Below are 25,972 nucleotides of genomic sequence, written 5' to 3'. Positions count from 1 at the left end.
TATTCATTTAGCATACTATACAACCAGTATTACTTCCACTTATTTTCCAATGGGCCGGTTATATTAAAACTTTGCCGCCCGTTAAGTCAATTTTCTATTATGTTTTTTTGCCGAATCGCTTTGACAAAGTATGATTCCCTCCCGGCAACCACAGCTCCCGCAGCAATAATAAGGGCAACACTTGCAATCCAGGCTAGAGATGTCATCTTTTGCAACAACATGCCATCCGCCCCATAAGTAGCTGGTAGGAAGGCGGAGAGTGTACGATATCCACTTGAAAGCAAATCTCTCGAGATGAGCACCCCCGACGTTACAAGCTGAAGAGAGAGTGCCAGAATATTAAACGCCATCCCGTAATTGCCAAACAAGTACACGAAGACTTGAGCGAATAGGAGGAAGGTCAGGAACATGACGCCTTGAAACAGATACACCAGATATAGCGGCTCCTCTATTTCAACGCTGAACAGGCGCATCAGCCCGATCGTTAGCAAAGGTAGCAGAAAAGCGACAGTGACATTGATCAGCTGTCTGCCGAGAAACAGGCTCCACTTGGAGTGGGCCGTCCGGAGAAACGAGGAGGCTTCGTGAATTTGCATGATCATGACCATCGCACCGACAAAGGAAGAGATGATCACCATAAGCGGAACAAGATTGGCTGAAAATTCGCTAGCTTCGTTTGGTTTCTTGATAATTTTTTTAACCGGATCGGTTTCCAAAGCGGACAATTGCGATTGAATTGCCCCGGCTATAGCTTGTTCAGTTGGGAGATCTAGCCGCAACTGTTGCAATTGTTGTATGAAGACTGCGGCTCCCGATGCAGTCTGCTTGGCGAATACATTTGCATTTAGCTCGTTTGTCACTTGGTTGGCCGCCTGCTCCATAATCGATTTACTGAAAATCGGGCTGGCTTGGTTGATCCAATAATAAATAAATGGTTGCTTCCCTTCCTGTAATGTAGTCATAAAATGGGAAGGTATTTGAATAACCATTTCCGTTTCCCGTTTGTTCATTTCCTCAAGTGCTTCATCCAATTGAGAGTGGACCTTCACTTGAAAAGAAAGACCTTGCTGTAAAGCAGTTGCAACCTCCCCCGTTCCATCTTCATCTACAATGCTGACAGACAATGGGGTCTGTACGATCCTGCACCCCCATGTAAGCGGTCAGCCAGACAGCGAAGAAAATGAGTTGAAATAAAATGGCTGCGGAGATGCCGATGTACGTCCCTCTTACATTAAGTAATGCTTTTAACCCTTTCATAATGAACACCTTCCTTGTTTGTAAGTACTTACTTGCATGCTGCTTAAAATTTTTTCTAGGGAGTGATGCCCCTAGAAAAAATAGTAATGCTCGTTTTCAACAATTCTTCAATTTTCTTCTCTGTCACTTTTGATTCAAATCTAGCAGTAGAGATGAAATGGCCGAAGTTAAGTGCAATAAAAGACATCGCAACCGCCTCTTCATCCAGGTCCGCCATTAGCTTCCTACGTTTCATCTCCGCAAAATAAGCCATGAGCTCCCCTTTGATGAAACGCGGGACCTGTGCGATTTCCTCATCGATTTCCGGAAAAGCACCTGCTTCTTTAAAAGCGATCATCACAAAATCTTTAATGGATAACATGTAACGGAGATATTCATGGGCGAAGCGGAGTAAGTCTTCTTCCAATTCATACGTCACTTCAAGTTGGATTGTTTTTTGTAGAATCGGGCCGTACGAAAATTTACGGACGATGGCCTGCAAAATACCATGTTTGTTTCCGAAATGACGAAAAATGGTCACCTCATTGACACCGGCCAGCTCGGCGATAGACCTGGTCGTAGCCGCCGCATAGCCCTTTTCACTGATCAATTGGATAGCAGCTTCCAATATGCGGTCCCCTGTCGATTGTGTTGACAATTACTTCAGCTCCTACGGAATGCAAGTAGTTACTTGCATTCCTAACATCCCCTTTTCTTAAATGCAAGTGTTTTTCCAAATGGTCATGGGATTTGGTGCTACATAACTTTCGCTGTACATAAAAATCCCACTCCCTGTAAAAGAGAGTGGATTGGATAGCCAGCCTACACTGTTTTCGTCGCCGCAAGCTTGATTTCTTTCCGGCGCGCATAGACGTTTTTCACGATGGCTTTGCCGACCGCGTAAGTAGGAATGGCCAAGATGATGCCGAGAAAGCCGGCGATATTTCCTGCCGCCAGGATGACGGTAATAACGGTAAGCGGGTGAATATCGAGTGATTTCCCCATAACGTTCGGCGTGATCAGATTACTTTCAATCTGCTGGGCAACCAATGTTACGATGGCCACACCAATAATCAATTTCGGCTCTTGAATCAGCGCAATGATCAGCGCGGGCGCCACCCCGATCCACGGCCCGAGGAACGGAATCAGATTCATGAACAGATTGAAGAATGCCAGTAGCAGTGCGTACTCTAATCCGATCGCCCAATAGCCGATGAATAACAGTATTGCCAATAGTGCACTGATCAGCAATTGTCCCTGGATATACGAACGGAGCACGGTGTCAATGTCATGCAATGTTTTGCGGACCCACTCCCGGCTTTCTCCTGAAAAGAAGTTGTAAACGAATGGCGCAAGCTTTTCATGGTCCTTCAACATGAAGATGAAGAAAAACGGGACGAGCACAAGAAGGAACATCGCTTGGAAGAAGGACTGCAGAAATTGAACAATCCATTTTGTGAATTTGACTGCGATGGATTGGACGGATTCAGCTGCACTGTCAATCGATTCTTGCAATTTTGGAGGCAGATCCTCTTTTTGTTGCAACGCAATGTCTTTGATGTGATCCACTTCTTTGGCAATGGCAGGGGCATTCTCCACGAGTGTATTCACCTGTTCTGTAACGGGTGGACCGACAACGGAGCCGAATCCCCAAATGACAAGCACCAACCCGATGAGAATGGATAAAATGCTTCCCCAACGCGGCACTTTTTTACTTTCCAAGAACCGCTGGATCGGTTCGGTAGCATAATAAAGAACCCCGCCCAGCAGCAGCGGCAAGAAAATCGCTTTAGCGATAATGACGATCGGAGCGAAAATACTATTTATTTCCATGAAGTATTTGATGATGAGCAATGCCAGCAGGATTCCCACTCCGACCTGGAACCATAATTTCTTCGTCACTGTTTCACTTCCTTTTATGTATGCCATCTATTCAAAGCAACTCCACACTATCCGTTGTTATACGGATGGCATCGGAAAATGGTTTCACTATGTCTCCACAATTTCCGTAAATATGTTTAAAAAGATCAATAAATACGAAATCCGAAAAAGTACGAAATTTAGCTGACTAAAATAACGGCGGGAGCCGCTTTTCCAAATATGATACAATAAGCCTGTCAAACAAACAGAAGGGGGGATTCCGCCCTGTCAGCTATGAAATTGGGAAAATACGCACTTCAAGTTATCTTATTATTGGGATTTTTCGCGGTCGGCCAGTGGCTTCAACAGCTGCTGCACATCCCATTGCCGGGAAGCATTCTCGGATTGCTGCTTCTTTGGATGGCTTTATTACTGAAAGTCATACCGCTGAGGTGGGTGGAAGGCGGTTCGTATCTATTCTTATCTGTGCTGCCGATTTTTTTCATACCGGCTACTGTCGGAGTGATGAACTTCGGCTCATTCTTTCTGAGCCGGGGCGTCGTGTTAATTCCCCTCACGATCATCGGCACGTTCCTGACCATGTGGGTAGCCGGATTTGTCAGTCAATCCATCGCTTCCAAAATTTCAAATAGAAAGGAGGAGGCCAAATGCAAATCGTAGGGTTAACTCTCCTTTATATCGCCTTGACCATCCTGATATATTCTCTAGCAACGTTCTTATACATAAAATACTCGAATCCGCTTCTGATCCCGATGTTCACGGCCACGATCGCCATTATACTTGTGCTGGTCCTCTTCCAAGTCGAGTATGACACGTATATGATCGGCGGAAAGTGGATCGACTTGCTATTGGGACCGGCGATTGTTTCCTTGGCAGTCCCCCTTTATAAGCAGCGGGACGTATTACGGATACATCTCTTGCCTGTTCTCAGCGGGGTGGTGATCGGCAGCCTGTTCGGAATGCTAAGCGGTTCCCTACTAACAAAGCTGCTCCGTTTTTCGGATGAACTTGTTCTGACCATTTTACCGAAATCGATCACGACCCCGATTGCGATGGAAATCGCTGCTGGGTTGGGCGGCAATCCTACTTTGGCAGTCGTTTTCGTCATTACCGCCGGATTGACGGGCATCATGTTCGGCCCTTTGCTTTTGCGCTACACCCGAATCAATACTGCGCTCGGCCGTGGTATCGGATTAGGAGTGGCAGCGCATGCACTTGGCACTTCAAAAGCGCTTGAATTCGGGGAGCAGGAAGCATCCATGAGTTCCGTCGCCATGACCTTGTCAGCCATTACGGGATCTGTGTTTGGACCACTCATCGCCTGGCTGTTTCATTTTTATTAACTCAGCCGCCTTCCTTCCAATCGTAAACAGAACCCGGACTTCCTACAGCTTTCCCCTCCAGTCGGGACGGATGAATTTGTTTAGTCCAAAAGAATTCGGGAAAACACCCGATAAGCCTTTCATTTCATTTCAAACGAGGAGGACATAACGATGAGGAAAAAGATGGCTTTGACGGCACTTGGATTAGGTGCTGCCTATTTGATGCGGAATAAAGACTCACGCGATAAGTTGTCCAAACAGTTCAGTGAGTTCGGAGGTAATACGGCATCGACGCGGAACACCAACACGATGGATTCCCGTTCTTCCCACTCTACCGAACGACGCAAAGGCCTGCTCGGCAGCTTGTTTAGCTAATATTGTTCCTGAAACCGTCCCCCAGTCATACAGCTGGCGGGACGGTTTTAATGAAAAAAACTGCCGTTATGCGCTTTTCATTTTCCTCCTCATGCGGATGATGGCGATATACACGACCGGAAGGAGGGACGTGAACGTGACGAGACCGTTCCAATCGAATATGGTCCAAAGCGGGCTAAGGAACGTACTGCCGATTGTCACCCCGATATAATAGGAGACCAAGTATATGCTGGAGGCGCTCCCTTTGTGATGCTCCGCCTCTTTCCCGACAGAAGCAGCGGTCAAGGTGTGTGCGGTGAAAAAACCGAGACAGACGATGCATAACCCTGTCCCGATTAGCGTCAAGGAAGTCCCCAATGTCAGTAAAAGTCCCACAGACATCGTTATGACACCGGCTCTCCGCACAGTCCGCAAACCAAAGTATCCGGCCAACCATCCAGCAAGCGGAGCACCGATCACCCCGAAACTATAGGCAAAATACGTATAGGAGATAGCGTCAAGGGACAACGAATACGGCGGTGCCATAAGATGAAACGGCAAGAACGTCCACATTCCCGTGAATGATAACTGCAACACGACCCCAAGTCCGAAGACGATGAGCAAATTCGGATTTTTCAAGTGGAAGAGAAATCCTTCTATATCCTTTGAAAAGCCTTCTTGGCTCGCGGTGAAATTCCGTGATTTCGGCAATGTCAGGAGAATGGCGATAAAGATGAGGATTCCCGTAAATCCGAGAATATGAAATGACAGTTGCCACGAGAAATGTTCCCCCATATAGCCCGTCACAAACCGCCCTATCATCCCGCCGATTCCATTGCAAGATATATAAAGTGCTGTAGCGACACTCATAAACTGTTGATGTATTTCTTCACTAATATAGGCGAGTGCCGCGGCGGGGACTCCAGCAAGCGCGAACCCCTGGATGAACCGCAATATGACCATCCAAAGGAACGAATCCGATACCGCCATCAAGAAGAATGGCAATGTCGAACCGATCAGAGACAGCTTGATATAGTGGGTCCTCCCGTTTCGGTCCGAAAGAAATCCGAGGATGATCAAACCCAAAATGAGTCCAACCGTAGACACCGACATCGACAGACTTGCATAGGAAACAGATATGGAGAACTCTTCTTTGAACAAAGGAAGAAGTGGCTGAAAAGCATACATGGCCGCAAATATATAAAGGGAAGCAAACCCCAAGCTTAAGACAATCCTCCAAAACTGTGCCTCTTTTATCGAATAACCTTCATGAGCCATGCTCCCACATCCCATCGTCTATCAAGTACATCTAAGGATATACGGAATCCTGGTTCGAGGACTCCACCATATATTCCTCCACCCGATAACTATGGCTCTAGTATAGCATGAGTTTTTCAAAGACCTGCCAAAACTTTAAAAAGTAAAAAACCGGAACCTTTGCCTGGTTCCGGCTTTAATCCGTAAGCACTTTGCGCCTCTCCACAAAAACAATAAGGAAAATACTCACTTCGTAAAGCAGAAGCAACGGGATCATGACAATCGGTTGATTAATGAAACTCAAAGGTGTGAACAATGCAGAAATGATGGCAATCACCACATAGGACAACTTCCTGACTTTCTTCATCGATTCTGCCGACAATAACCCAACGGCCGATAGAAATAAGGCAACGATCGGCAACTCAAACAGCACGCCGACTGGTATCGTCGTCATTAAGAGGATAGTCGAAAAAAACATGAGGAAGAAGAACAGGAAGATGCCGACGCTTTTCAGCAACCTTTTTCGCAAATCAGTGAAGTTTTCGACTAAAGGCGGGTCGTCTAACAATTCTTTTACCGCTACGATAGTCGCTTCTTCCCCGTTTATGGCCGGCTGAATGCGGGCGACCACTTTCTGTTCACTTTTTCGTTTGTCTGTTTTCTTCGAATCCATCAAGATAGTTCCTTTTTCTTCGGAACCTTCTGAGCCTGCGACTCTTCGGCATCCATAATGTCCCGGGTCGATTTCCTGAATTCTGCAAGCGTTTTACCGACTGCCGAACCGACTTCAGGCAATTTATGAGGGACAAATAAAACCAACACAATCACCAAAAGGATGATTAGTCCCAGTACTCCGATACTTGCAAATCCACCCACTTCTGATGCCTCCCCAAGTTGTCTGGAATCTTCCGTCGGCACCGCTTGTGCAACGGTTTCGAAAGCATTCTTCCCCCCTTTCTCCATCGCCATACTCAGATTCATTATTTAAAACGATTCAGCGGTCTTATCTTTCCTAATACTGGGTCGATATAAGGATAAAAGAGGAAAAGGAGGAAAGGCCATGCTTGGTAAATGGAATGCGACTGGATTGAACATACTCCGGAACATGAGTATCCAGCAGAACCAGATTGCGCTGTCGATGGAACGCCTATCTTCCGGCAAACGGATCAATCGGGCCGCTGACGATCCCGCAGGTCTAGCCATTTCAGAAAAGATGCGGGCCCAGATCCGTGGCCTGCAAGTCGCCCAGCGGAACATCCAGGACAGCATCTCCATGTTCCAAACGGCTGAAGGGGCGCTGAATGAAACCCACGCCATGTTGCAAAGGATGCGAGAGTTAAGTGTCCAAGCTGCGAGTGATACGTTGACGGATGACGATCGCAAATTATTGGACCTCGAATTTCAGGAATTAAAGAAGGAAATCGAGCGAAACTCCAAGCAAACGGAATTCAATACGATGCCTTTGTTGGATGGCAGTCGGAGTTCCATCAAGATCCAAGCTGGCGCAAACGCGGGACAGACGATTGAGTTCACGATCGGAGATATGGGAAGCGATGCCCTAAGTCTGGGGGATGCCTCCATCGCGGACCGGGAAAAAGCCGACAAAGCCATCTCCCTGTTGGACGGTGCCATCCAGAAAGTCTCCTCCGAACGGTCCCGCATGGGTGCATACGTCAACCGACTGGAACATGCCTATTCCAATGCGTTGACTATGGAAGAGAATGTAACAGCTGCCGAGTCGCGGATCCGGGATGTCGATATCGCTAAAGAGATGATGGCTTTGACGAAAGCGAATATCCTCTATCAAGCCGGTCAATATGTCCTCTCCTTGCATATGCAGCAAGCCCAATCCGTCCTTCAACTGTTGAAACCGTAACCAGTCCCGCCTTTTGCGGACAGATGAAATGCCCGGAACCGCTCATGTCCGGGCATTTCATCTGTCTTCATAAATTTGTCGTATTGATTTTAGGAACTGTATTTTCATCCTGGTGCACTTTTCCATTATCCGCTTGTCCATCTAGCGGTTCACCGCTGATTCCTCTCTCCGCTTGGCTGTCCATCATACTACTGGAACCGGGGCCACTCCAACGGGCCTCGATGAAAAGGGCCACTCCGCCCTCTTTCAGCTCGTTATAGTAAGCCTGCGCCTGCTGTTCCGAAAATCCCATTTCCTCGAACGCTTGGAACATCCGGTCTTTTCCGACAAACAACTCCCTCGTATGATCCAATAAACTTCGTTTCGACAAATCCATAAGATTCACTTCCGCATCCGCCTGGAGCATATCAAAGTTATCCTGAACATTGCTTACTGCTTAAATGTTGTTCTTCGGATACCCTTGTGACTCCAATTCCACAATCTTGGCCAATACAGTGTCAATCGAATGAAATGTACCGACATATTTCATTTTCTCCATGCGCCGAGCTCCTTTCACTTTTTGCCTACCGTTACTTTACCCTTTCCACTCGTCTTCACACACCTCCACAATAAACAAGATGTTTAGTTTCATTCCAAAAAGTCAATTATATATAGTACAACGTCAAGGGAGTGTTATTGATTGGGCATGCAGGATGAGGTCAAAAAGGAACTGGATCAGTTGGATACCGAAAAGAAGGATGATATTTTAGAGAACTTCAACCGATTCAAACTATTTTTGTCGGATAAAGTAAGCAAAGGCGAAAGTCTCGGGCTGAGTGAAGAACAATTGGCTAAAACGGCTGAGATTGCCGCCAATTATCTATCCCAAAACGAAGAACCTCGAAATCGGGAACAATATTTACTGCAAGAGCTTTGGAGAGTTGGAAATAAAGAGGAGCAGCATATGCTAGCCCATATGCTGGTGAAACTGGCACGTGAAGCGTAAATCCGAAAGGAGTGATTCCCATGGATGAGAAAAAAAGATCTTTCACGGAACGCGATCGGAAAGACGCGGAGGGACCTTATATGGATAACCCAGAACATCTTCGCACAGACAAGGAAAGCATCTACGATATGCATGAAGACATGCAGACTGTAGACGCAATCCCAATGGAAGACGCGCGGATGGAATGGGAGGAGGAAAAGCGGCACCATGATACGAAAAGCAATTCCTCCACAGAAGAGAAATACCAAGGAAGGTATTGAATCTGAAAACAGCGCTCCTGCGGGAACGCTGTTTTTCAGTCGATTTCATCCAACCCATCGGGACGAAACGATAAATTTTCTTCTGCTTTTCATGATGATAAATGTCGAGCGGCGTCAGTATTTCCCGGGAAATGTTTTCCTCTGTCGCTTTATCAGCTAGCCAATAGACAATGCTCGCCGCAGTAACAAGTCCGATGAAATGACCGCTCTCCTAAATAGGAAACTGATTGAATCGCTCCTCTCGCATCACCTTCAAACCCGTGGCCAGTTTGTCAGAAGCGCGGAGGGTAAACACTTTCCGTGTAAATAAATCTCCAACCGTATGCGGTCTTGAAAGTTCCTGTTCGATATATTCCATCAATCCCGCCCTCAATAATTTTCAGGGGCCATATTCAATTGTTTTTTTCGGATGGCATATACGACTATTAACAAAAGCGGTAAAATCAATCCAATCGAAAATGAAATAAATAGACTTGTTGTCGCACTCCAATTTTGTTGGTAGACGACATTGGGAAAGATGATGAGGGACAAGACTGTGACAAATACTCCCAATGGTATTGTTATAGGGCGATAATCTTTCATATTAAAAACTTGTGCAATACCTATGACAGAAGTATAAAAATAAAGGGTTGCCTTAAAATAGAGGGCGATTATCCATAAGGCTGCCATGAATGCCTCAATGCGCTGTATAAAGTCTCCGACACTTATTCTTTTTGCCAACTCAAAGCTCGCATAAAGCTGCGCTGCAGTATTATCAGCCCCTAATACTGAAATACACAAAAATGTAATGATTATAATGACGATTCCGCCTATTAGATATCCGATGAAAAATGATTTTTTTGCTTGCTTAATATTGTTTATAACAGCGGGAAAAATCATTAATAAAACAATCATATTCGCTGAAGTTACTTCAATATAGTATAAGGACGATTGAATGATTGTAGGTACTCTCGCCTCTAAGATAGGTTGTACATTCTTAAATTGGACGTCAGGTGAAATAAACAGTATTAATAAGAGAAAAAGAACGAAGAAGGCAAGAATTAATATTTCTGCAGAACGAGCAATTGTCTCTATTCCCAGACGGACTCCCATCACGATAATGATCGCCATTAGGATATTAAGAGCTGCAGTTGGGGTATTTGGCATCAAAAGTGTATTGAGGAATATCCCGGAATAATACAAAAGAACCGAAGTAAAAAGTATAGACATGAATATAAATAGGAGGGATGTGGCTTTGCCTACCCATTTCCCTAAGATCTTTTCATTCAATTGGACAAAGGTAAGATGAGGGAACCATTGTGCTATTGTGCAAAATAACCATATCAACACTAATCCGATTCCCGTAGCGATTATTGCGACAATCCAAGCATCTTGCTTCGCCTCAGCAGCCAATAATGATGGGATAACTAGGATACTCGTGCCAATTGAAAAAAAAGTCACTAATACCATGAATTGGTACGGACTTATTTTAACATCTTGCATCATAGGATACTTTCACCTCATTTCCTTTTTCTTGCAATAGGAGAGTTGGAGTCTCAATCCATATAAGCCGGCACCTGTAGACAGGAGTGTTCCAATACTCTCCTGTTTGATAATTTACTCTTTAATCTTTTCTAACAAAGAATTTTTCATTGTGCCTGTACGCTGAATTTTCATGTCGACTTCAACATTCACTTCCAGGTCTGGAAATTCAGAATCCCACTGTCTTTTTATCTTCTCCCATTCTTTCGGATTAGATCGCTGAATGGCCTCGCCAAATCCAAATATGTCTACTTTGTATTGATTTTTCATCGTATTGATGGTTTCATTCACAATCTCTTTCATTTCGTTTTCGTAAATTTTCTCCAATTCATGAATTGTTTTAAGTTCTTTAAGATTAATTTGACATTCCACTTCCCCTATATTTCCTTCTGCTTTAATATTGACATCCACTTTAGGGGTTCCATTTAGTACTTTACCTTTGATAACGGAGCTGAAGTCAGTTATTTCTAAAGTTAGACTCCCCTTCTCGGGGCAAGCTATAGGCCTTACTGTTGTTTTTATTGAGTCGGTGATAGCGTTATACCCTATACTTTCTTGTTCACTTAACCATCCTGCAAGTTTGTCTTTTTCAAATACGGCCATATGGTCATACTGAATGCGGGCTGAAGGAGTAATCGTTTCCACATTCTGTTTGCCCACTCCTATTTCTTGGTTTCCTACTGCTAAAATTCCTGTTAACACAGCTTCTTTTCCTTCACTTGTAATATCTGCTATTAATTCATGTAATTTAATGCCCCGGGTTTCTGCCCAACTCTCTTCAGACGTTTTAAGCGCTTCAAACATTTTGTTTGCGGGTATCGTTTCTAAAGTAGTGGTGATATTCAATATCTCCGCTGCAGTCCCACCTTTAGCAACAGCAACGTAAAAGTCCGATCTCAATTCCCAATCCCTTGCAAATAAATCTAATGAATCGGCAATTCCCTCTGTTGCCAGCTCTTCACCAAGCACGAGCATTTGAAGGTGTCCGGCATAGATCTTTCTAGGCGAATCCTTGGTCATTTTCCGAAACGCTTCATACACTGTTTCCCCTTCTGCCTGAAAGAGGGTAACCGTTGAACGCCCCGAACTGGATGTTTTCATGGAAACTTCCGATGGAACGACTACTTGAACAGTTATCTGGTATTCATCTTCTATTTTATCGACTCCTATTGCCAACGTAATGGCAATCTCATTTAATTCTCTGCTGTCCCAACACCCCGTTAGTAAGAGACAGGGAAACAGGAGAACAATTATGTGCTTTTTCATTGTGTACTCCTCTCGTACTCCTACTTTTTTGGAGTTTCTGGTTTTGCAGAGGCTGGTTTTTGTTGCCTAACCCTATTTTGTTGACCGATTAGGCTAGGTCGGGTGAACATTTTCCATATGGGTAAGCGAATAAGCGTATCCTTTTGATCGGAAACTTCAAAGGGGGCTAGCGGAGACATATACGGCACGCCGAAAGAACGCAAACTACATAAATGCAAAATGAGAGCAATTAAGCCAACCGTAATTCCGAATAACCCAAATGTGGCCGCTAGTATAATAAAAACAAAGCGCAATAACCTCACAGAAATTGCCATGTCGTAAATGGGTGCAACGAAACTGGATATGGCGGTCAGTGAAACGACGATTACCATCGCTGCAGAGATGATGCCTGCTTCAACAGCAGCCGTTCCTATTACAAATGCTCCTACAATAGACATCGCTGAACCGATGGATCGAGGCATTCTTAGGCCCGCTTCACGCAAAATTTCAAAGGTGATCTCCATAAGCATTGCTTCTACGAATGCAGGCAAAGGGACGCCTTCTCGTTGGGCTGACAGACTGATGAGCAAGGCCGGTGGCAGCATTGATTGGTGAAAAGTTGTGATAGCAACAAACAATGAAGGTGCAAGCAATGCAATCCCGAATGAAAAAAAACGAAGCAGTCGAATAAAACTCGCAATATCTGCACGCTGATAATAATCTTCGGGAGACTGAAAAAATTGGATGAATAATGCAGGTACAACTAGCGCAAAGGGTGTTCCATCTATCAAAATAGCTATTTGTCCTTCCAATAGTGCTGCAGCTACTGTATCTGGCGGTTCTGTATTAAAAATTGTTGGAAATGGCGAATAAGGTGCATCCTGAATTAATTCCTCGATGTATCCACTTTCAAGAATTCCGTCAATGTCTATTCCATCTAAACGTAACCGGACTTCTTCCACTACTTTGTCATTTGCAATGCCGTTGATATACATCATTTCGATGTTCGTTTTCGTGCGCGTTCCGATTATTTTTGATTCCATCCAAAGGTTTGGGTCTTTAAGTTTCCGGCGGACTAATGCGGTATTCACACGTAAGTTTTCGGTGAAACCTTCGCGCGGCCCTCTAATTAACGTCTGGGCAGTTGGCTCGGTTACCCCGCGCTCGACCCATTGCTTATTGGAAATGAGTAAGCCTTGTGCATGTCCGTCGATTAAAACAATGGTATCCCCCGACAGAAGGCTGGTAATAAGGACGTCAAAATTAGTTATTTCTTTAATTTCTCCTACTGTCATGGCAACGTCTTTTAATACACTAATAAGATTTTGCTCAGGAGAAGTTTTTGTCTGTAATTCAACTCCATTGATATCCAGCATGAGCGTTTCCAATATAAAGTTTTGTAGTGAATGAGTATCGGTTAATCCATCCGTATATATAATACCGGCTTTAATGGTGCCTTCTTTTCCAAACCGAATTTCCCGGATGATAATATCCGAACTCTTTCCTAAGGTGTCTTTTAGTATTTGTATGTTTTGTTGAAGATTAGTTTTTAAGACTTCTTTCTGACTGGGATTCACTGCCTGACTCGATGAAAGGGTAGAGGAATTTAACTCTTCACTATTTTTTTCTTTAAAAACCACATAGTCTCTCTCACCCTCTCTCTTTTCCGGTATCAACCTATGAGCAGCGTTGCTAGTAATTATTTATCTATACGATTTAGTATCAACTTCTACAGTTTTTTTATACGTTCAATATGTCGCCATTTGAACAAAAATAAAAAGCTGTCCCCTTTGCCTTTTTGGCATAGGGGACAGCTTTTTCCGATCAATGACCCAAATACGCTTTTTGGATCGTGTCGTCTTGTAATAAGTCTTGCGCTTTTCCGCTGGCAACTACGCGGCCTGTTTCAAGGACATATGCGTAATCGGCGATCTTCAAAGCTTGCCGTGCGTTCTGTTCTACGAGCAGGACGGTCGTACCAGCTTCATTAATCTCTTTGATGATATTGAAAATATCAGCGACAATCAATGGTGCGAGCCCCATCGAAGGTTCATCCAATAGGAGTAGCTTCGGGCGGGCCATGATTGCCCGGGCGATGGTGAGCATCTGCTGTTGACCGCCCGACATCGTTCCACCGAGCTGCTCTTTTCGTTCCTCAAGGATTGGAAATCGCTCCATCACTTTCTTCAAGTCAGCTTCCACTTCATTATCATTCCGGTGATACGCGCCCATTTCCAAATTTTCCATGACAGTCATCGTCGAAAGAATGCCGCGGCCTTCCGGTACGAGGGCCAGCCCTTTCCGCAACAATTGGTCCGGACGATGGTTAGTGACGTCTTCACCCAAATAATGAATCGATCCTTCTCTTGCTTTCAAGAGGCCGGCGATCGTATTCATCGTCGTCGTTTTCCCGGCACCATTGGCCCCGAGGATGGTGACGATCGAGCCTTGTTCGACTTCAATATCGATGCCTTTCAGCGCTTGGATCTTGTCGTAGTATGTGTTGACGTTTTTCAGCTTAAGCAATGTCATCTTCCTCCTCGACACCAAGGTAGGCTTCGATTACTTCTTTATTGTTTCGGATCTCTTCAGGAGTGCCCTCCGCAATTTTCTTTCCGAAGTTTAACACAACGATCCGATCACAGATTTTCATGACGAGCGGCATATCATGTTCTATGAGCAATACGGTGATATTCAAGGACTGGATTTTTTTAATCAAGTCAAAAAGATCTTTCGTCTCTTTTTCATTCATCCCGGCAGCGGGTTCATCCAGCAAAATCAGTTGCGGATCGCTCGCAAGCGCCCGGCCAATTTCTAGTCTCCGTTGCTGACCATAGGAAAGGTTTTTGGCAACGGAATCCTTGAACTCCGAAAGTCCAACGATTTCCAATATCTCATCCGCCTTCCGATTGACCGCAGCCTCTTCCTGCTTCTGCGACTTCGTGCGGAATACGCTGCGCCAGACGCCTGTCGTCAGCCGGCAATGGTTGCCGACCATGACATTTTCATGGACTGTCATATCCGCGAACAGACGGATGTTCTGGAATGTACGGCAAATCCCTTTTTCCGTAATTTGATGCGGCTTCAAGCCAGTTAACGTATCGCCTTTGAATGAAATCTCACCCGAAGAGGGAGGAAACATAGCAGTAATCATATTGAACATCGTTGTTTTTCCGGCACCATTCGGACCGATCAGGCCAAGCACTTCGCCTTCTTTTATCGCAAAAGATACATCTGTCAATGCTTGGATCCCACCAAAGTTTTTGCTGATCTTGTTCACATTCAGAACCATGTTTACCCCTCCTTCTTCTTATTTTTCTTTTTCCGTTTAAAACGATTCACCATATTGACGTCGATGATCCCTTGCGGACGGAATGCCATCAATAGAACAAGCAATGCCCCGTAGATCATGAAACGATATTCGCTGACAGCCCGCAGGAACTCCGGTGCTGCCGATAGGAAGGTTGCCCCGAAGATAGGACCCCAAATGACTTCACTTCCTCCGAAGATCGCAAAGATCAAAATTTCAACGGCCCGGTGATAGTCAAAATCGGATGGGCTGATATACGCCGTTACATGGGCATAGAGACCGCCCGCAAAACCTGCAAGAAGGGCCCCCTGTCCGAAAGCGAGGATTTTGTAATAAGTGATGTTGATCCCCATCGCTTCGGATGCCTGCTCGTCCATTTTAATGGAGGCAAACGCCCGACCCACCCTTGAATTGTTTTGGCGGATGAAAAACCAAATGACAATAATGGCAATGATCAACAACACGATGAATACGGAAAGACTACTAAACTGGTTGTTTCTCAAACCGAGAACACCGGGATCGAATCCAATATCCTTACTGAACTGAAGGATTTCGCGCCCCATATGCGGAATTTTGGCAATCCCGACAGCCCCGTTCGTCAAACCCTCCCAGTTGATAAATAGAACCCGGATGACTTCTCCGAGCCCTAATGTCGCAATGGCAAGGTAGACGCCTTGAAGCCGCAGTGCGGGAAAGCCGACCAACACGCCGACAAGTCCGGTCAGAAGTGCCGCTGCCAGCAATCCAAGTACGATCGGCACATTGTAATTCAATGTCAAAATGGCGGAAGTATAGGCACCGATACTCATAAAACCTGCATGTCCCAATGACAATTGGCCTGTCGCAAGCGTTATGTAAATACTGACACCGAGAATGATATTGATCAATATAAAAGATGCAACTTGTAGATAATACGGATTTACAATATCTCCTAGCATATAGTTACAGATCCTAGTCACAGGAAGTCCACATGATCTCTCTCTTATGTGGAAGGAATGTGATAAGTCTATTTCCACCCTTTCTATGAATATCCATCAAAGCATTTGTTCTTTTCTGCTTTGATCTTCCTAATTCTTATTTTCTACCATCTTTAAGTCAGGGAAGGCTTGGCATTCCTCGACCGCCATTCATCACTTCGCACCTTCTGTCGACTTCCCGAAAAGGCCTTGTGGCCGGACAATCAGGATGACGATGATGGCAAGAAATGCAATGGCATCACGATAGCCTGAATCACCATATGCTACAACGAACGTTTCGGACAATCCGAGGATCAATCCGCCTGCCATGGCGCCTCTGACATTCCCAAGGCCACCTAGAATAATAATTGCCAACCCTTTTAAACCGAATGATAATCCCATTTGCGGGTTAACCGAGTTGAAAGCAATCCCGACGAGGATCCCAGCAATCCCTCCCATTGCGGAAGCGATAATGACCGTACTCGTGATCATCCTCTTTGTGTTTACACCTAATAGGCTGGCCACATCAAGGTTTTCCGCACTGGCACGCAAAGCCTTTCCTGCCTTCGTTTTGGAAAGCCAGAATATCAAACCGACCATAAGCACAATGGAAATGATGAAAATGAGAATTTGGACATAATAGATGGTGGTAGAACCAATTGTTACTTTCAATTCTGACAAAGACGTCCGGAATGGATGATTCCCGGCTCCAAAGAGTTGATGTGCGAGGTTTTCAAGAAAAATGGAAACACCGATCGTACTAATAAGGGGGGCAAGGTGTGAAACTCCCTCTTTACCTCTTAATGGCCGCAATGCAAAACGCTCCAGAAAATATCCTAATATAGCTGTCACGACGATAGCGACAATAAACGCGATATATAAAGGCCAACCTAATATATTGGTCACCGCCACACCCATGAAGGCACCAAACATGAAAATTTCTCCATGCCCCATGTTAACGATGTTCAATACGCCGAACACAAGCGTATATCCTAAAGCAACAATGGCATAAATGCTCCCTAACGTCAGACCATTTATCAATTGTTCGACTAGCACGTTTCCCCCTCCTTATCCATATGTATATTTTTTGAAATGAGAACAACCAGGCTGGAGGAGTGTTCCCCCAACCTGATTGCACCATGACATCATGCAACTACGAATTACTCAAATACGACATATTCATTGTCTTTGATAATTAACACAGTCGGCTCCATAACGATGTCTCCCTCTTCGTCAAAGGACATTGTTCCAAGAACCCCTTCGAAATCCCGGATTTCAGCCATTGCATCACGGATCGCATCACGATCTGCTTCGCCTGCATTTTTCACAGCTTCTGCCACAAGGTAAAGAGCATCATACGCTTGTGCCGCGAACTGGTCCGGCTCCATTCCGTATTCAGCTTTGTACTTTTCTACGAAACTTCTGACTTTTTCGTCGTCTTTCTTTCCAAACCAAGGCGTAGCTACGATCAAGCCATTGGATGCGTCTCCCGCAATTTTAATAACCTCCGGAGAGTTAAATCCGTTACCGCCAACAACCGGCACGTCGATACCCATCTTACGGGCTTGGTCCAAGATTACCGAACCTTCGTTATACAATGCGGATGCAAGGATAAGATCCGGGTTCATATTTTTGATTTTAGTCAATTGGGCTTTATAGTCGGACTGGCCCAATTGGAATGTTTCAGTTGTAACTACTTCCAAGCCCATGTCTTCCGCAACTTCTTTCATTACGTCATAACCGGCTTTTGTGAAAACATCGTCATTTCCGTATAGGATTGCGACTTTCTTCACGTCATACTCGTCCACCGCTTTTTGAACAGCGGCCGGAATCGCCATCGATTCAGGGATGGAGTTACGGAATACGTAGTCACCGATCTGCGGAATTCCCGCTGCAGTAGTGGATGTACCAATGATCGTTACACCGTTCAAATCAGCTTCCGGTGCTACAACCTGCATTTCTGTACTTAATGTCGGTCCGACGATGATATCGACGTTTTCCGAGTTCATCAATTTTTGGGCAGCAGATAATGCCTCTTCTTGCTTACCAGCGGAGTCTTCGATTTTCAACTCGAGTTCAACTTCGCCCGCTTCTGTAATTTCTTGATTCGCCAGCTTCAGGCCGTTTGTAATAGCCTCTCCATAACTAGCTCCTGGTCCCGTCAAATAAGAAATAACACCGACTTTGGCTTTTACAACTCCGCCTGAGTCCTTGGACCCTTCATCGGATGAACCGGAAGTTCCAGAGTCGCTCTCCGACGTGCCTGAATTACTGCCGCCGCAAGCAGCTAAAACAACAAGCGCGAACGCCATCATTAGCGAAAAGACTAATCGTAATTTCTTGCTCATTTTTTGTTCCCCCTCTTTCTGCTTTACAAATTATTAGGCTAGCATAATTACTATACAACAAAAACTGAATAATGGGAACCGCATTATTTATTTGTATTGGCTTATTTTTTCCACTAATCTAATGTTTTACTTTGCTGTATTAAAAACTTGGACAATCTCGGCACTCGAAAGGAAATGGCTTCCTTTCTCTTCTTTTTTTCATAGGCAACCGTGCTATACTTAATAGATGGAACAGGGGGAATAATGGCACATGAAACAATGGATGTACCCCATATTCATCGTAATCGGGGCAAGTTGTTATGGGATTCTATCGACTATTATCAAACTCGCCATACAGGACGGCTTCACGGCTGCGGAAGCGGTCACGAGTCAGTACTACTTCGGCTTTTGCCTGTCCCTTCTCATTTTTGCCGTCGTCCACAGGGGGATTCCAAAGTTCGGCGGTGGTTGGACGCTCGTGCTTGCCGGCCTGTTCACCGCATTTACAGGCACGGTTTATGGACAAGCGGTCAGCTATATGCCCGCTTCTCTAGCCGTCGTTATGCTTTTCCAATTCACTTGGATCGGCATGTTATTCGATTGCCTGGCTAACCGGCGATTGCCGAAAAGAATCGAAGTCATTTCCTTGGTCTTCCTCTTCGGAGGGACGATTTTGGCGGCGGGAGTCATCGATGCGGACATTAGTGCCATTCCTTGGCAAGGTTGGGCATGGGGCATGACAGCAGCCGTTTCGTTTGCCTCTTTCATCATGGTGAATCAGAAACAGGTGGAAGGAATGGACACGATTACCCGGTTATTGTTCATGTCCTTTTTCGCTACGATCGCCATCACGTTCTTCCAATCTCCTGAAATTATTTGGAACGGCAGTTTGGGGAATGGCCTATGGGTTTATGGGTTGATCCTAGGATTATTCGGAATCGTACTCCCGATTTTATTATTTTCCATCGGCGTTCCACGGGTCGGGACAGGGACGTCTTCCATCTTGAGTTCGATGGAATTGCCGGTTGCAGTAACAGCTTCCGTCCTCTTACTGCATGAAACACTCACCTCCCTGCAGGTGATCGGCATCTTGATCATCCTAGGGGGAATGGTTTTGCCGAGCATCGTACAACGGCGATTATCGAGAAAATCCCAGCCGGCCCGGTAGCAATTCGAGCATATCCGGATATAAATGGAGAGAGACATAATGATGAATTGCAAGAGAGGAGGAGTGAATTAATTGAAAATGCGTTCCTTTCTTACCTTCATCATCGCGACAGCATTCGTAATTATCTTTTTCACATTATTGACGGATCCAGGCGCGAAGCTCATACAAGGAGTTCAGGACCGTTTCCCGGTAAAGAAGGAGATCACCCAATTGATCGAGGGGATGGAGGAGAAGACCGACGTCCGTAGAGATGAAGGAACTGTCGCGGACTATGTCATATACTTGGACGTAACACGCTACCAGATGAACAAAGAATCCGATTCCGATAAAATTACGCCGATCGAACCGCTGCCCGACCACTATCCGGCAGTGTTCCTAGAGGTCAAGCATTTGGTAAATAAAACCCCTGAACAATTGGCCAAACAGAGTCAAATGGATTTGGAATCGGAGTTGCCGGACATCGGACCGATCCCCGTTGAAACTATCACCTCCCCCGTCGAAGGGTATGGGCTGCATGGTGTAGCCGGGAATGAATGGGATAGCAAAATCATCGATATATATATCGTCCCTGATGGAAAAGAAGGAAGTTTTCTAATTACAGCAAACTATTTCCTAGAAGCGGCAGAAGGTCACGGCAGCCGGTTCTATCACATGTTGGAAAGCTTTGAAGTAATTGAACGGCGTTAAATCTATTTAATTTTCAAAGGAGGCAGCAACATGACACCAATAATCAATCAAATTGTCCAATCCTTACAAAATGCACTGACAGAGAATCAGGTGACAGTAAACCAGACAGTGCGGGAGCTGCATGGAAGAGATGAATCCTACCACACACCGAGCCTGCCGGACATCGTCGTGTTTCCCGAGACAACCCAAGACGTCAGCAAAGTGATGAAGATTGCGCAACAATACGAAGTTCCCGTCGTTCCGTTCGGTCTCGGATCCAGCTTGGAAGGGCATGTCATCCCGTATGACCACGGCATCACAATCGATTTTTCATTGATGAATAAAGTAGTGGAAATCAAGGAGAGTGACCTGCTTGTCACGGTACAGCCAGGCGTCACCCGATCCCAGCTGAACCAGGAATTGAAAAAGCACGGGCTGTTCTTCTCCGTCGACCCGGGGGCGGACGCCACACTAGGCGGCATGGCAGCTACGAACGCGAGTGGGACGACATCCGTGAAATACGGTGTCATGCGGGACCAAGTACGCAATTTGGAAGTTGTCTTGGCGGATGGCTCAGTGATCCAGACAGGGAGCTTGGCTGCCAAGTCTTCGTCGGGTTACCATTTGAATGGACTGTTCGTCGGTTCGGAAGGGACGCTCGGCTGCTTTACCGAATTGACTCTACGCGTCTACGGAATTCCCGAGCATGTCGTTGCGGCAAGGGCATCTTTCTCTACAATGAAAGACGCCGTCGAAGCGGTCGTCTCCATTTTGCAGGCTGGCATACCAATCGCCCGCGTGGAATTGGTGGATGAAGCATCGATGAGACAGACGAATATTCATAGTGAAACCGATTATGAGGAAGTGCCGACGCTCTTCATGGAATTCCACGGGAACGAAGCAGGATTGAAACAGGACATCGAATTCATGCGGGATATCGTGGAAGACCATAACTGCAGCCGAATTGATTTTGAAAAAGATAATGCAGCCCGCAATAAACTGTGGGAAGCGCGCCATGCGTTGGCATATGCGTATATTCACGGGTATCCGGGGAAGAAAATGATGGTGACGGACGTCTGCGTACCTATTTCAGAACTGGCAAATGCGGTTTTATACGCACGGGAGCAATTGAACGAAGTCGGTCTGCCGGGCGGACTCGTCGGCCACGTCGGCGATGGGAACTTCCATACACTCGTCATGATTGATATGAACGATGCCGAAGAAGTCGCGATTGCGGACCAATTTAATGAAAAAATCGTCATGTATGCTTTGGAACGGGGCGGCACCTGCACAGGTGAACACGGCGTCGGCACCGGGAAGCAGAAGTACCAAGCGATGGAACATGGCGAAGCGTTCCATGTCATGGAAAAGATCAAAGCGGCTCTCGATCCAAATAATTTGTTGAATCCAGGAAAAATCGTCCATATGAAGTGAGAAAAAGGGCTGTCCAGAAAGTGGATTTTCCGGTTAAACACGCAAAAAGCAAGGGCTCTGGTCGCTTTCCGCGGGCCAGCCGACGAGCCTCCTCCGGCTTACAGCCGTGCGGGGTCTCGTCGGCCGGCTTTCCCGCAGGAGTCTCCCGGCGCCCTTGCTTTTTGCTAGTATCCAACTCTGTGCCTGGACTTTTCGGACAGCCCCTTCTGTTTTGCCTATCACTTTTGCAGAGGGACTTTCCATCCGTTTGCAACCGGATAGTACCGGGTTACCGACAATAGATGCAGTGTCACTTCTTCCGGAACCGCGTCCAGTCCATATGCCCTCAGTTCCATTGTTCTTTTATGACGTGCATTGTCATCGGTTTCCGTCAATGTCGAACCGCTAGCATACACGGGATAGGCGTTTCCTTGAGAGTCCGTCAACATCCAATTGCCGAGCTCCGCCGCCCCCGCTTCTTCGCTTCCTTCCATTTCAATCAGGAAAGTAGTTTGTTTATCGATCGGGTTCCATGACTTGCGCAGTTCGTACGTATTGTTTTTTGCCGCCTTTTGGATTGTCAGGAAATTCCCTTCATACTCAAACGATACCCGCTCTTTCTTGAGCTCCTTCGGCTTGAAAGAAATCGAAAAATCCGCCGGCTCCGCCTTATAGACCCCTTCCAGGACGAACGTCATCGGGGACGAAGCTTTTTGGGGAATAAAAGAATCAATCCAAGCCACATGCCCTATCTTATCCATGCTGTGCCCCGTAGATTGGAGCATGCTGCCTTCACTTTCTTCAGTAAGGGTATTCCATTGATAGATGATTTTCCGCTCTGCATTTTCGATATGGTAAGCAATTGCCGTATCGGTATGGATATGGGGAAGATCCCCATTCCCTTTAAACTTTTCCTGCATTTTATTGACCTGTTCTTCAATCCGCTGCTGCTCTTGTTCAGTCAGCATGGTTTCATATTTCAGTTCATTCGAAGAAGGGGCCGCTTGCCACTTCTTCAGTTGAATGGCGACACCATGATGTTCTGCCATTTCTTTTTCTAATGAAATCGTTTGGGTCAGTTGGCTATGTTCCCGTAGATCCACTGGAATATCCAGTTGCCAATTCCCCGTTTTCCCTTTCATTTCGCGAATATCAAAAGAAATCGTCACTTGTTCAACATTCTCATACTCTCTCAGCGAGAATTCCAACTGTCCATAATCACTGTCGTCTCTCCAGCCGCCACTGAAGGAATCAATCGGATTGCCGTTTTGATCCGTCACCGTCACTTTACTTTTTAAATCAGGAAAATCCAAGTAAGCGTCCAGCGGTTTTCCATTTTGATTCAAAATGAGATACGAAAGCGATATACGCGAAGAATCAGCCACGATGTCCTCGACTTTAAAAGTGAGGCCTTGGTCTGTCACGGACAAATCCACTCGGTTGACCAATCCTTCCTCCGTCGCCTGCCGCAACCCCTCATCCACTTGGTCCGTAGCGAACATACCGCCGATCAATTGCGCAAAGCTTGGATAGGAAACCGTGATGCCCGCGACGAGCAACAAGCCAGCTGCCGTTGCGGCAATCCGTCTCCATCGCTTTTTCTTTTTTATCTGTTGAGCCGGATAAGGATCCAACTGATCTAAAATGTTTGCCGTGAAATCCGCCGGCAATTCCGGGGCTTGTAAGGTGTCTTTAATAAATTGCTGTTCTGCTTCCAACATTTCCAGCACTTCTTGACAAGATTGACAGCCGGCAAGATGGGACTGCATCTGCTTCTCTTCATTTTCCTGCAATAACCCGTCTGCATACTGTGACAACTTATCCGCCGTTGGACAGTTCATGGTAATCCCCTCCTTCACGTTTTACCGTAGCCCTCATTTTCTTCTTCGCCCGATGCAGTTTATTGCGGACGGTCGAAACCGGGACATCCGCCAATTCACTAATCTCGTCATAGCTCAATTCATTCGCATAGCGCAAAAGAATGATCAGCCGCTCATCCTCCGGCAAAGTCGCGATTAACCGCTCCAACTGCCGGCTCTTTTCCTTTTTCAGAAAAATGAGTTCCGGATGCTGCGGATTGATAACTTGGTTTTCGTCAATCTGCTGAGATGCCGATTGATAATACTTTTTTCGATATTGGTCCAGACAATGGTTGATGGCCACTCGATACAGCCAGCTGGAAAACGAACCGGTTTCCTTATACTGATCCAATCGCTGATAGACTTTGATGAATGCCTCCTGTACAAAGTCTTGTGCGTCTTGCGGATTTTTTGTCATACGTAAAATGGTAGCGTACATAGGATTTTTATATTTATTGATAATGTGGGCATAGGCTTGTTTATTGCCCGCCAGCACTTCTCGAATCCACTGCAACTCCTCTTCCATTGAGCAGATCCCCCTTTCTCCAGTAAACGAACATGCGCATGAGTCGTTTGGGTATTTCACTAAGTATAACGAGGTAACAGGTGAAAACATTTCACTTATTGAAAAATTGTTGTAAAGGTGACTGTTGTAAAGGTGACACCTATTCAACTCTAAAACAGTTCCGAATAGTTTCCGAATTGTCTTGGTGACTGTCACCATAGGCACCATCGTTGCAACGTCAGGAATTTTTTGGCACAATGAAGGGTAAAAGTCGCTATTAGGGGGAGGGTTTCCATGATTCGTGCCATCATTGTCGATGATGAACCGTTAGCCTTGCAGCATATGAAGCTGAAATTGATTGAAACCGGCCATGTTGAAGTAATCCAAACTTTTTTCAATCCGCTTGCCGCTTTAGAAGAAATGAAAAAACTAGATTTCCATGTCGCCTTTCTCGACATCGAAATGCCCGGATTAAGTGGGTTGGATTTAGCAGAGTATATTCAGGAATGGAATCCTTCTATTTATATTGTTTTTGCTACTGCCTATCGGGACTATGCAATCCAAGCTTTTGAATTGCACTCCATCGACTATGTTCTCAAACCTATTATAAAAGACCGGATTGATAAAACGATTACACGGATACGGGACCATATTCTTTTGACAGCAGAACTCCCCGTTCAAGAAATTCCTCCCTCGTTGAGAATAGAGTGTTTCCGTGAATTTGCCGTGTACCATCAGAATGAACCGATCAAGTGGAAAACGGCAAAGGTGAAGGAGCTTTTTGCCTTTTTCATTATGAATTATAATTCACCTATCAATCGGGATAGCCTAATTGACACGTTATGGCCAGAAACGGACTATCAAAAGGCAAAAATCCAGTTGCATACTTCCATCTCCCATTTGCGAAAAACATTGAATGCGCTCGGCTATCCGAATGCCATCACTTTTTCAAATCAAAGCTACTCTCTGCAATTACCGGCATTTCAATGCGATGCACATGAGCTGGAGCAGCTTGTCGATGATATGCCCAAGCTGGAAGAAAACAATGTGCAAGTAGTTGAACGCATCATCCAACAATACCAAGGGGATTTCCTGGAGCTCAACAGCTACGACTGGTCGATCACGAAAGCGCAAGAGCTTCGCCTATCGATTTTGCAACTGCTGCAAACGATGGTCCATTACTTTTCGAACCACCATGAGCCACATAAAAAACAGCATTATTTGCAAAGGATGTGTCAATTAAACCCCTACTCAGAAGATGGTGTACGTCAATTGATGCAGCATTATATCGATATCGGAAACCGGGCCGGGGCGCTGGCCGCTTACCATGATTTAAAGTCGCTGTTGATGGAAGACCTGGGCATTTTACCGGATGCCCTCACAAACGAATTATATGAAACAGTTTTAAGGAGCCACAGTAATTCTTCACCACAAAAAGTCCAATAAGCTCCTCCGTCGGGAGGCTTATTGGACTTTCTCACTTCTTCGGAATGGATCTCCAGTCTTTCTACCGGCTTTGTGACATAGTCGGTAGCTCCGGAATAAAAGCCCGTTTGAATGTCTTCCAGTTGGCTTCGTGCCGTCAATAAAATGACAGGGAGTTCGGAAATCGAAAAACGCTCCCTGATTTTCCTTGTCAATTCATAACCGGACATATTCGGCATCATCACATCCGAAATGACGAGATCCCATTTTCCTTGCTGCAATAAATCCAGCGCATCTTTTCCGCTAGTACATGTAACCACTTCATGCTGTTCCATCGTCAGAATCCGTTCGACAATGGCCAGATTGAGTGTATCATCATCGACTACGAGAAAACGGGACGTTCCTA

28 protein-coding genes and 1 pseudogene are annotated in these 25,972 nt (G+C 45.6%); 10 read left to right on the top strand and 19 right to left on the bottom strand.

What is annotated here, in order from left to right; translation table 11 throughout:
• Positions 1-86 precede the first annotated feature (86 nt).
• The 4 genes from OXB_RS05990 to OXB_RS05980 all read right to left on the bottom strand — a co-directional run bounded on the left by OXB_RS05990 (position 87) and on the right by OXB_RS05980 (position 3,138).
• A complete protein-coding gene (locus OXB_RS05990) occupies positions 87-1,124 on the bottom strand; it encodes a YhgE/Pip domain-containing protein (RefSeq protein WP_052483887.1) in 1,038 nt (345 codons plus the stop codon).
• Positions 1,102-1,257 (bottom strand): hypothetical protein, encoded by a 156-nt coding sequence (locus OXB_RS18825; RefSeq protein WP_158333653.1) that lies wholly within the window; start codon positions 1,255-1,257, stop codon positions 1,102-1,104. The genes OXB_RS05990 and OXB_RS18825 overlap by 23 nt, the downstream gene beginning before the upstream one ends.
• A 55-nt stretch (positions 1,258-1,312) precedes the next feature.
• Complete coding sequence (locus OXB_RS05985) at positions 1,313-1,894, bottom strand: TetR/AcrR family transcriptional regulator (protein WP_041072669.1); 582 nt, start codon at positions 1,892-1,894, stop codon at positions 1,313-1,315.
• Positions 1,895-2,058: 164 nt separating this feature from the next.
• Complete coding sequence (locus OXB_RS05980) at positions 2,059-3,138, bottom strand: AI-2E family transporter (RefSeq protein WP_041076353.1); 1,080 nt, start codon at positions 3,136-3,138, stop codon at positions 2,059-2,061.
• A 252-nt stretch (positions 3,139-3,390) separates the two neighbouring features.
• Here OXB_RS05980 and OXB_RS05975 point away from each other — a divergent pair, with 252 nt between their 5' ends.
• The 3 genes from OXB_RS05975 (at position 3,391) to OXB_RS05965 (ending at position 4,814) form a co-directional block, all read left to right on the top strand.
• Positions 3,391-3,777: a CidA/LrgA family holin-like protein gene (locus OXB_RS05975; RefSeq protein ID WP_041072668.1), complete on the top strand. Its 387-nt coding sequence runs from the start codon at positions 3,391-3,393 to the stop codon at positions 3,775-3,777.
• Positions 3,765-4,460 (top strand): LrgB family protein, encoded by a 696-nt coding sequence (locus OXB_RS05970; protein ID WP_041072666.1) that lies wholly within the window; start codon positions 3,765-3,767, stop codon positions 4,458-4,460. Before OXB_RS05975 ends, OXB_RS05970 begins: the two co-directional genes overlap by 13 nt.
• A 150-nt stretch (positions 4,461-4,610) precedes the next feature.
• Complete coding sequence (locus tag OXB_RS05965) at positions 4,611-4,814, top strand: hypothetical protein (RefSeq protein WP_041072663.1); 204 nt, start codon at positions 4,611-4,613, stop codon at positions 4,812-4,814.
• 66 nt (positions 4,815-4,880) lie between these two features.
• Here the strand turns inward: OXB_RS05965 and OXB_RS05960 are convergent, their stop codons facing one another.
• From OXB_RS05960 to OXB_RS05950, 3 genes are all read right to left on the bottom strand, one after another.
• Positions 4,881-6,071 carry an MFS transporter gene (locus tag OXB_RS05960; protein WP_173425997.1) on the bottom strand — a complete coding sequence of 397 codons (1,191 nt, stop codon included), beginning with the start codon at positions 6,069-6,071 and terminating at the stop codon, positions 4,881-4,883.
• A 175-nt stretch (positions 6,072-6,246) separates the two neighbouring features.
• A complete protein-coding gene (locus OXB_RS17880) occupies positions 6,247-6,723 on the bottom strand; it encodes a twin-arginine translocase subunit TatC (protein WP_052483886.1) in 477 nt (158 codons plus the stop codon).
• Positions 6,723-6,926 carry a twin-arginine translocase TatA/TatE family subunit gene (locus tag OXB_RS05950; RefSeq protein WP_041076349.1) on the bottom strand — a complete coding sequence of 68 codons (204 nt, stop codon included), beginning with the start codon at positions 6,924-6,926 and terminating at the stop codon, positions 6,723-6,725. Before OXB_RS05950 ends, OXB_RS17880 begins: the two co-directional genes overlap by 1 nt.
• 184 nt (positions 6,927-7,110) lie before the next feature.
• Between OXB_RS05950 and OXB_RS05945 the strand changes: the two genes are divergently transcribed.
• On the top strand, positions 7,111-7,926 hold the full coding sequence (locus OXB_RS05945; RefSeq protein WP_041072659.1) for a flagellin N-terminal helical domain-containing protein: 816 nt from the start codon (positions 7,111-7,113) through the stop codon (positions 7,924-7,926).
• Positions 7,927-7,993: 67 nt separating this feature from the next.
• On the opposite strand, the gene OXB_RS05940 is transcribed toward OXB_RS05945, so the two are convergent.
• Positions 7,994-8,332 (bottom strand): hypothetical protein, encoded by a 339-nt coding sequence (locus OXB_RS05940; RefSeq protein ID WP_041072657.1) that lies wholly within the window; start codon positions 8,330-8,332, stop codon positions 7,994-7,996.
• A 279-nt stretch (positions 8,333-8,611) separates the two neighbouring features.
• Here OXB_RS05940 and OXB_RS05935 point away from each other — a divergent pair, with 279 nt between their 5' ends.
• Together OXB_RS05935 and OXB_RS05930 are read left to right on the top strand one after the other, a co-directional pair.
• Positions 8,612-8,911: a DUF3243 domain-containing protein gene (locus OXB_RS05935; protein ID WP_041076347.1), complete on the top strand. Its 300-nt coding sequence runs from the start codon at positions 8,612-8,614 to the stop codon at positions 8,909-8,911.
• A 20-nt stretch (positions 8,912-8,931) separates the two neighbouring features.
• Positions 8,932-9,171: a hypothetical protein gene (locus tag OXB_RS05930; RefSeq protein ID WP_041072655.1), complete on the top strand. Its 240-nt coding sequence runs from the start codon at positions 8,932-8,934 to the stop codon at positions 9,169-9,171.
• Between the two features lie 369 nt (positions 9,172-9,540).
• Here OXB_RS05930 and OXB_RS05925 read toward each other — a convergent pair whose 3' ends face one another.
• The 8 genes from OXB_RS05925 to OXB_RS05890 form a co-directional block, all read right to left on the bottom strand.
• On the bottom strand, positions 9,541-10,656 hold the full coding sequence (locus OXB_RS05925; protein WP_041072653.1) for a GerAB/ArcD/ProY family transporter: 1,116 nt from the start codon (positions 10,654-10,656) through the stop codon (positions 9,541-9,543).
• Positions 10,657-10,767: 111 nt separating this feature from the next.
• A complete protein-coding gene (locus OXB_RS05920; protein WP_041072650.1) occupies positions 10,768-11,958 on the bottom strand; it encodes a Ger(x)C family spore germination protein in 1,191 nt (396 codons plus the stop codon).
• A 20-nt stretch (positions 11,959-11,978) separates the two neighbouring features.
• The gene (locus tag OXB_RS05915; protein WP_041072648.1) at positions 11,979-13,577 is read right to left on the bottom strand and encodes a spore germination protein; all 1,599 of its coding nucleotides are present in this window, start codon (positions 13,575-13,577) and stop codon (positions 11,979-11,981) included.
• Between the two features lie 184 nt (positions 13,578-13,761).
• The gene (locus OXB_RS05910) at positions 13,762-14,469 is read right to left on the bottom strand and encodes an ABC transporter ATP-binding protein (protein ID WP_442852886.1); all 708 of its coding nucleotides are present in this window, start codon (positions 14,467-14,469) and stop codon (positions 13,762-13,764) included.
• Positions 14,456-15,229 (bottom strand): ABC transporter ATP-binding protein, encoded by a 774-nt coding sequence (locus OXB_RS05905; RefSeq protein ID WP_041072642.1) that lies wholly within the window; start codon positions 15,227-15,229, stop codon positions 14,456-14,458. The genes OXB_RS05910 and OXB_RS05905 overlap by 14 nt, the downstream gene beginning before the upstream one ends.
• 2 nt (positions 15,230-15,231) lie before the next feature.
• Complete coding sequence (locus OXB_RS05900) at positions 15,232-16,185, bottom strand: branched-chain amino acid ABC transporter permease (RefSeq protein ID WP_041072640.1); 954 nt, start codon at positions 16,183-16,185, stop codon at positions 15,232-15,234.
• A 192-nt stretch (positions 16,186-16,377) separates the two neighbouring features.
• Positions 16,378-17,259, bottom strand: a complete 882-nt coding sequence (locus OXB_RS05895; RefSeq protein ID WP_041072638.1) for a branched-chain amino acid ABC transporter permease — start codon at positions 17,257-17,259, stop codon at positions 16,378-16,380.
• Between the two features lie 104 nt (positions 17,260-17,363).
• Complete coding sequence (locus tag OXB_RS05890) at positions 17,364-18,551, bottom strand: ABC transporter substrate-binding protein (protein WP_041072636.1); 1,188 nt, start codon at positions 18,549-18,551, stop codon at positions 17,364-17,366.
• A gap of 250 nt (positions 18,552-18,801) precedes the next feature.
• On the opposite strand from OXB_RS05890, the gene OXB_RS05885 reads away from it, so the two are divergent.
• The 3 genes from OXB_RS05885 to OXB_RS05875 all read left to right on the top strand — a co-directional run bounded on the left by OXB_RS05885 (position 18,802) and on the right by OXB_RS05875 (position 21,798).
• Entirely contained in the window at positions 18,802-19,698 is an 897-nt protein-coding gene (locus OXB_RS05885) for an EamA family transporter (RefSeq protein WP_041072634.1), read from the top strand.
• Between the two features lie 72 nt (positions 19,699-19,770).
• Complete coding sequence (locus tag OXB_RS05880) at positions 19,771-20,385, top strand: hypothetical protein (protein ID WP_041072632.1); 615 nt, start codon at positions 19,771-19,773, stop codon at positions 20,383-20,385.
• Between the two features lie 30 nt (positions 20,386-20,415).
• The gene (locus OXB_RS05875) at positions 20,416-21,798 is read left to right on the top strand and encodes an FAD-binding oxidoreductase (RefSeq protein WP_041072630.1); all 1,383 of its coding nucleotides are present in this window, start codon (positions 20,416-20,418) and stop codon (positions 21,796-21,798) included.
• A gap of 218 nt (positions 21,799-22,016) precedes the next feature.
• On the opposite strand, the gene OXB_RS05870 is transcribed toward OXB_RS05875, so the two are convergent.
• Positions 22,017-23,618, bottom strand: a complete 1,602-nt coding sequence (locus tag OXB_RS05870; RefSeq protein WP_041072628.1) for a DUF4179 domain-containing protein — start codon at positions 23,616-23,618, stop codon at positions 22,017-22,019.
• Positions 23,596-24,162 carry an RNA polymerase sigma factor gene (locus OXB_RS05865; protein ID WP_041072626.1) on the bottom strand — a complete coding sequence of 189 codons (567 nt, stop codon included), beginning with the start codon at positions 24,160-24,162 and terminating at the stop codon, positions 23,596-23,598. The genes OXB_RS05870 and OXB_RS05865 overlap by 23 nt, the downstream gene beginning before the upstream one ends.
• Before the next feature lie 273 nt (positions 24,163-24,435).
• Here OXB_RS05865 and OXB_RS05860 point away from each other — a divergent pair, with 273 nt between their 5' ends.
• Entirely contained in the window at positions 24,436-25,587 is a 1,152-nt protein-coding gene (locus OXB_RS05860) for a response regulator (RefSeq protein ID WP_041072624.1), read from the top strand.
• Positions 25,588-25,628: 41 nt separating this feature from the next.
• On the opposite strand, the pseudogene OXB_RS19200 reads toward OXB_RS05860, so the two are convergent.
• Positions 25,629-25,955: pseudogene (locus tag OXB_RS19200) on the bottom strand (response regulator); the annotation flags it as partial.
• Positions 25,956-25,972: the final 17 nt, after the last annotated feature.

The organism is Bacillus sp. OxB-1 (genome assembly GCF_000829195.1).
Lineage (GTDB): Bacteria > Bacillota > Bacilli > Bacillales_A > Planococcaceae > Sporosarcina.
Note: the sequence above shows the minus strand (reverse complement) of the source record. Positions and strands in the feature narration are given on the sequence as shown.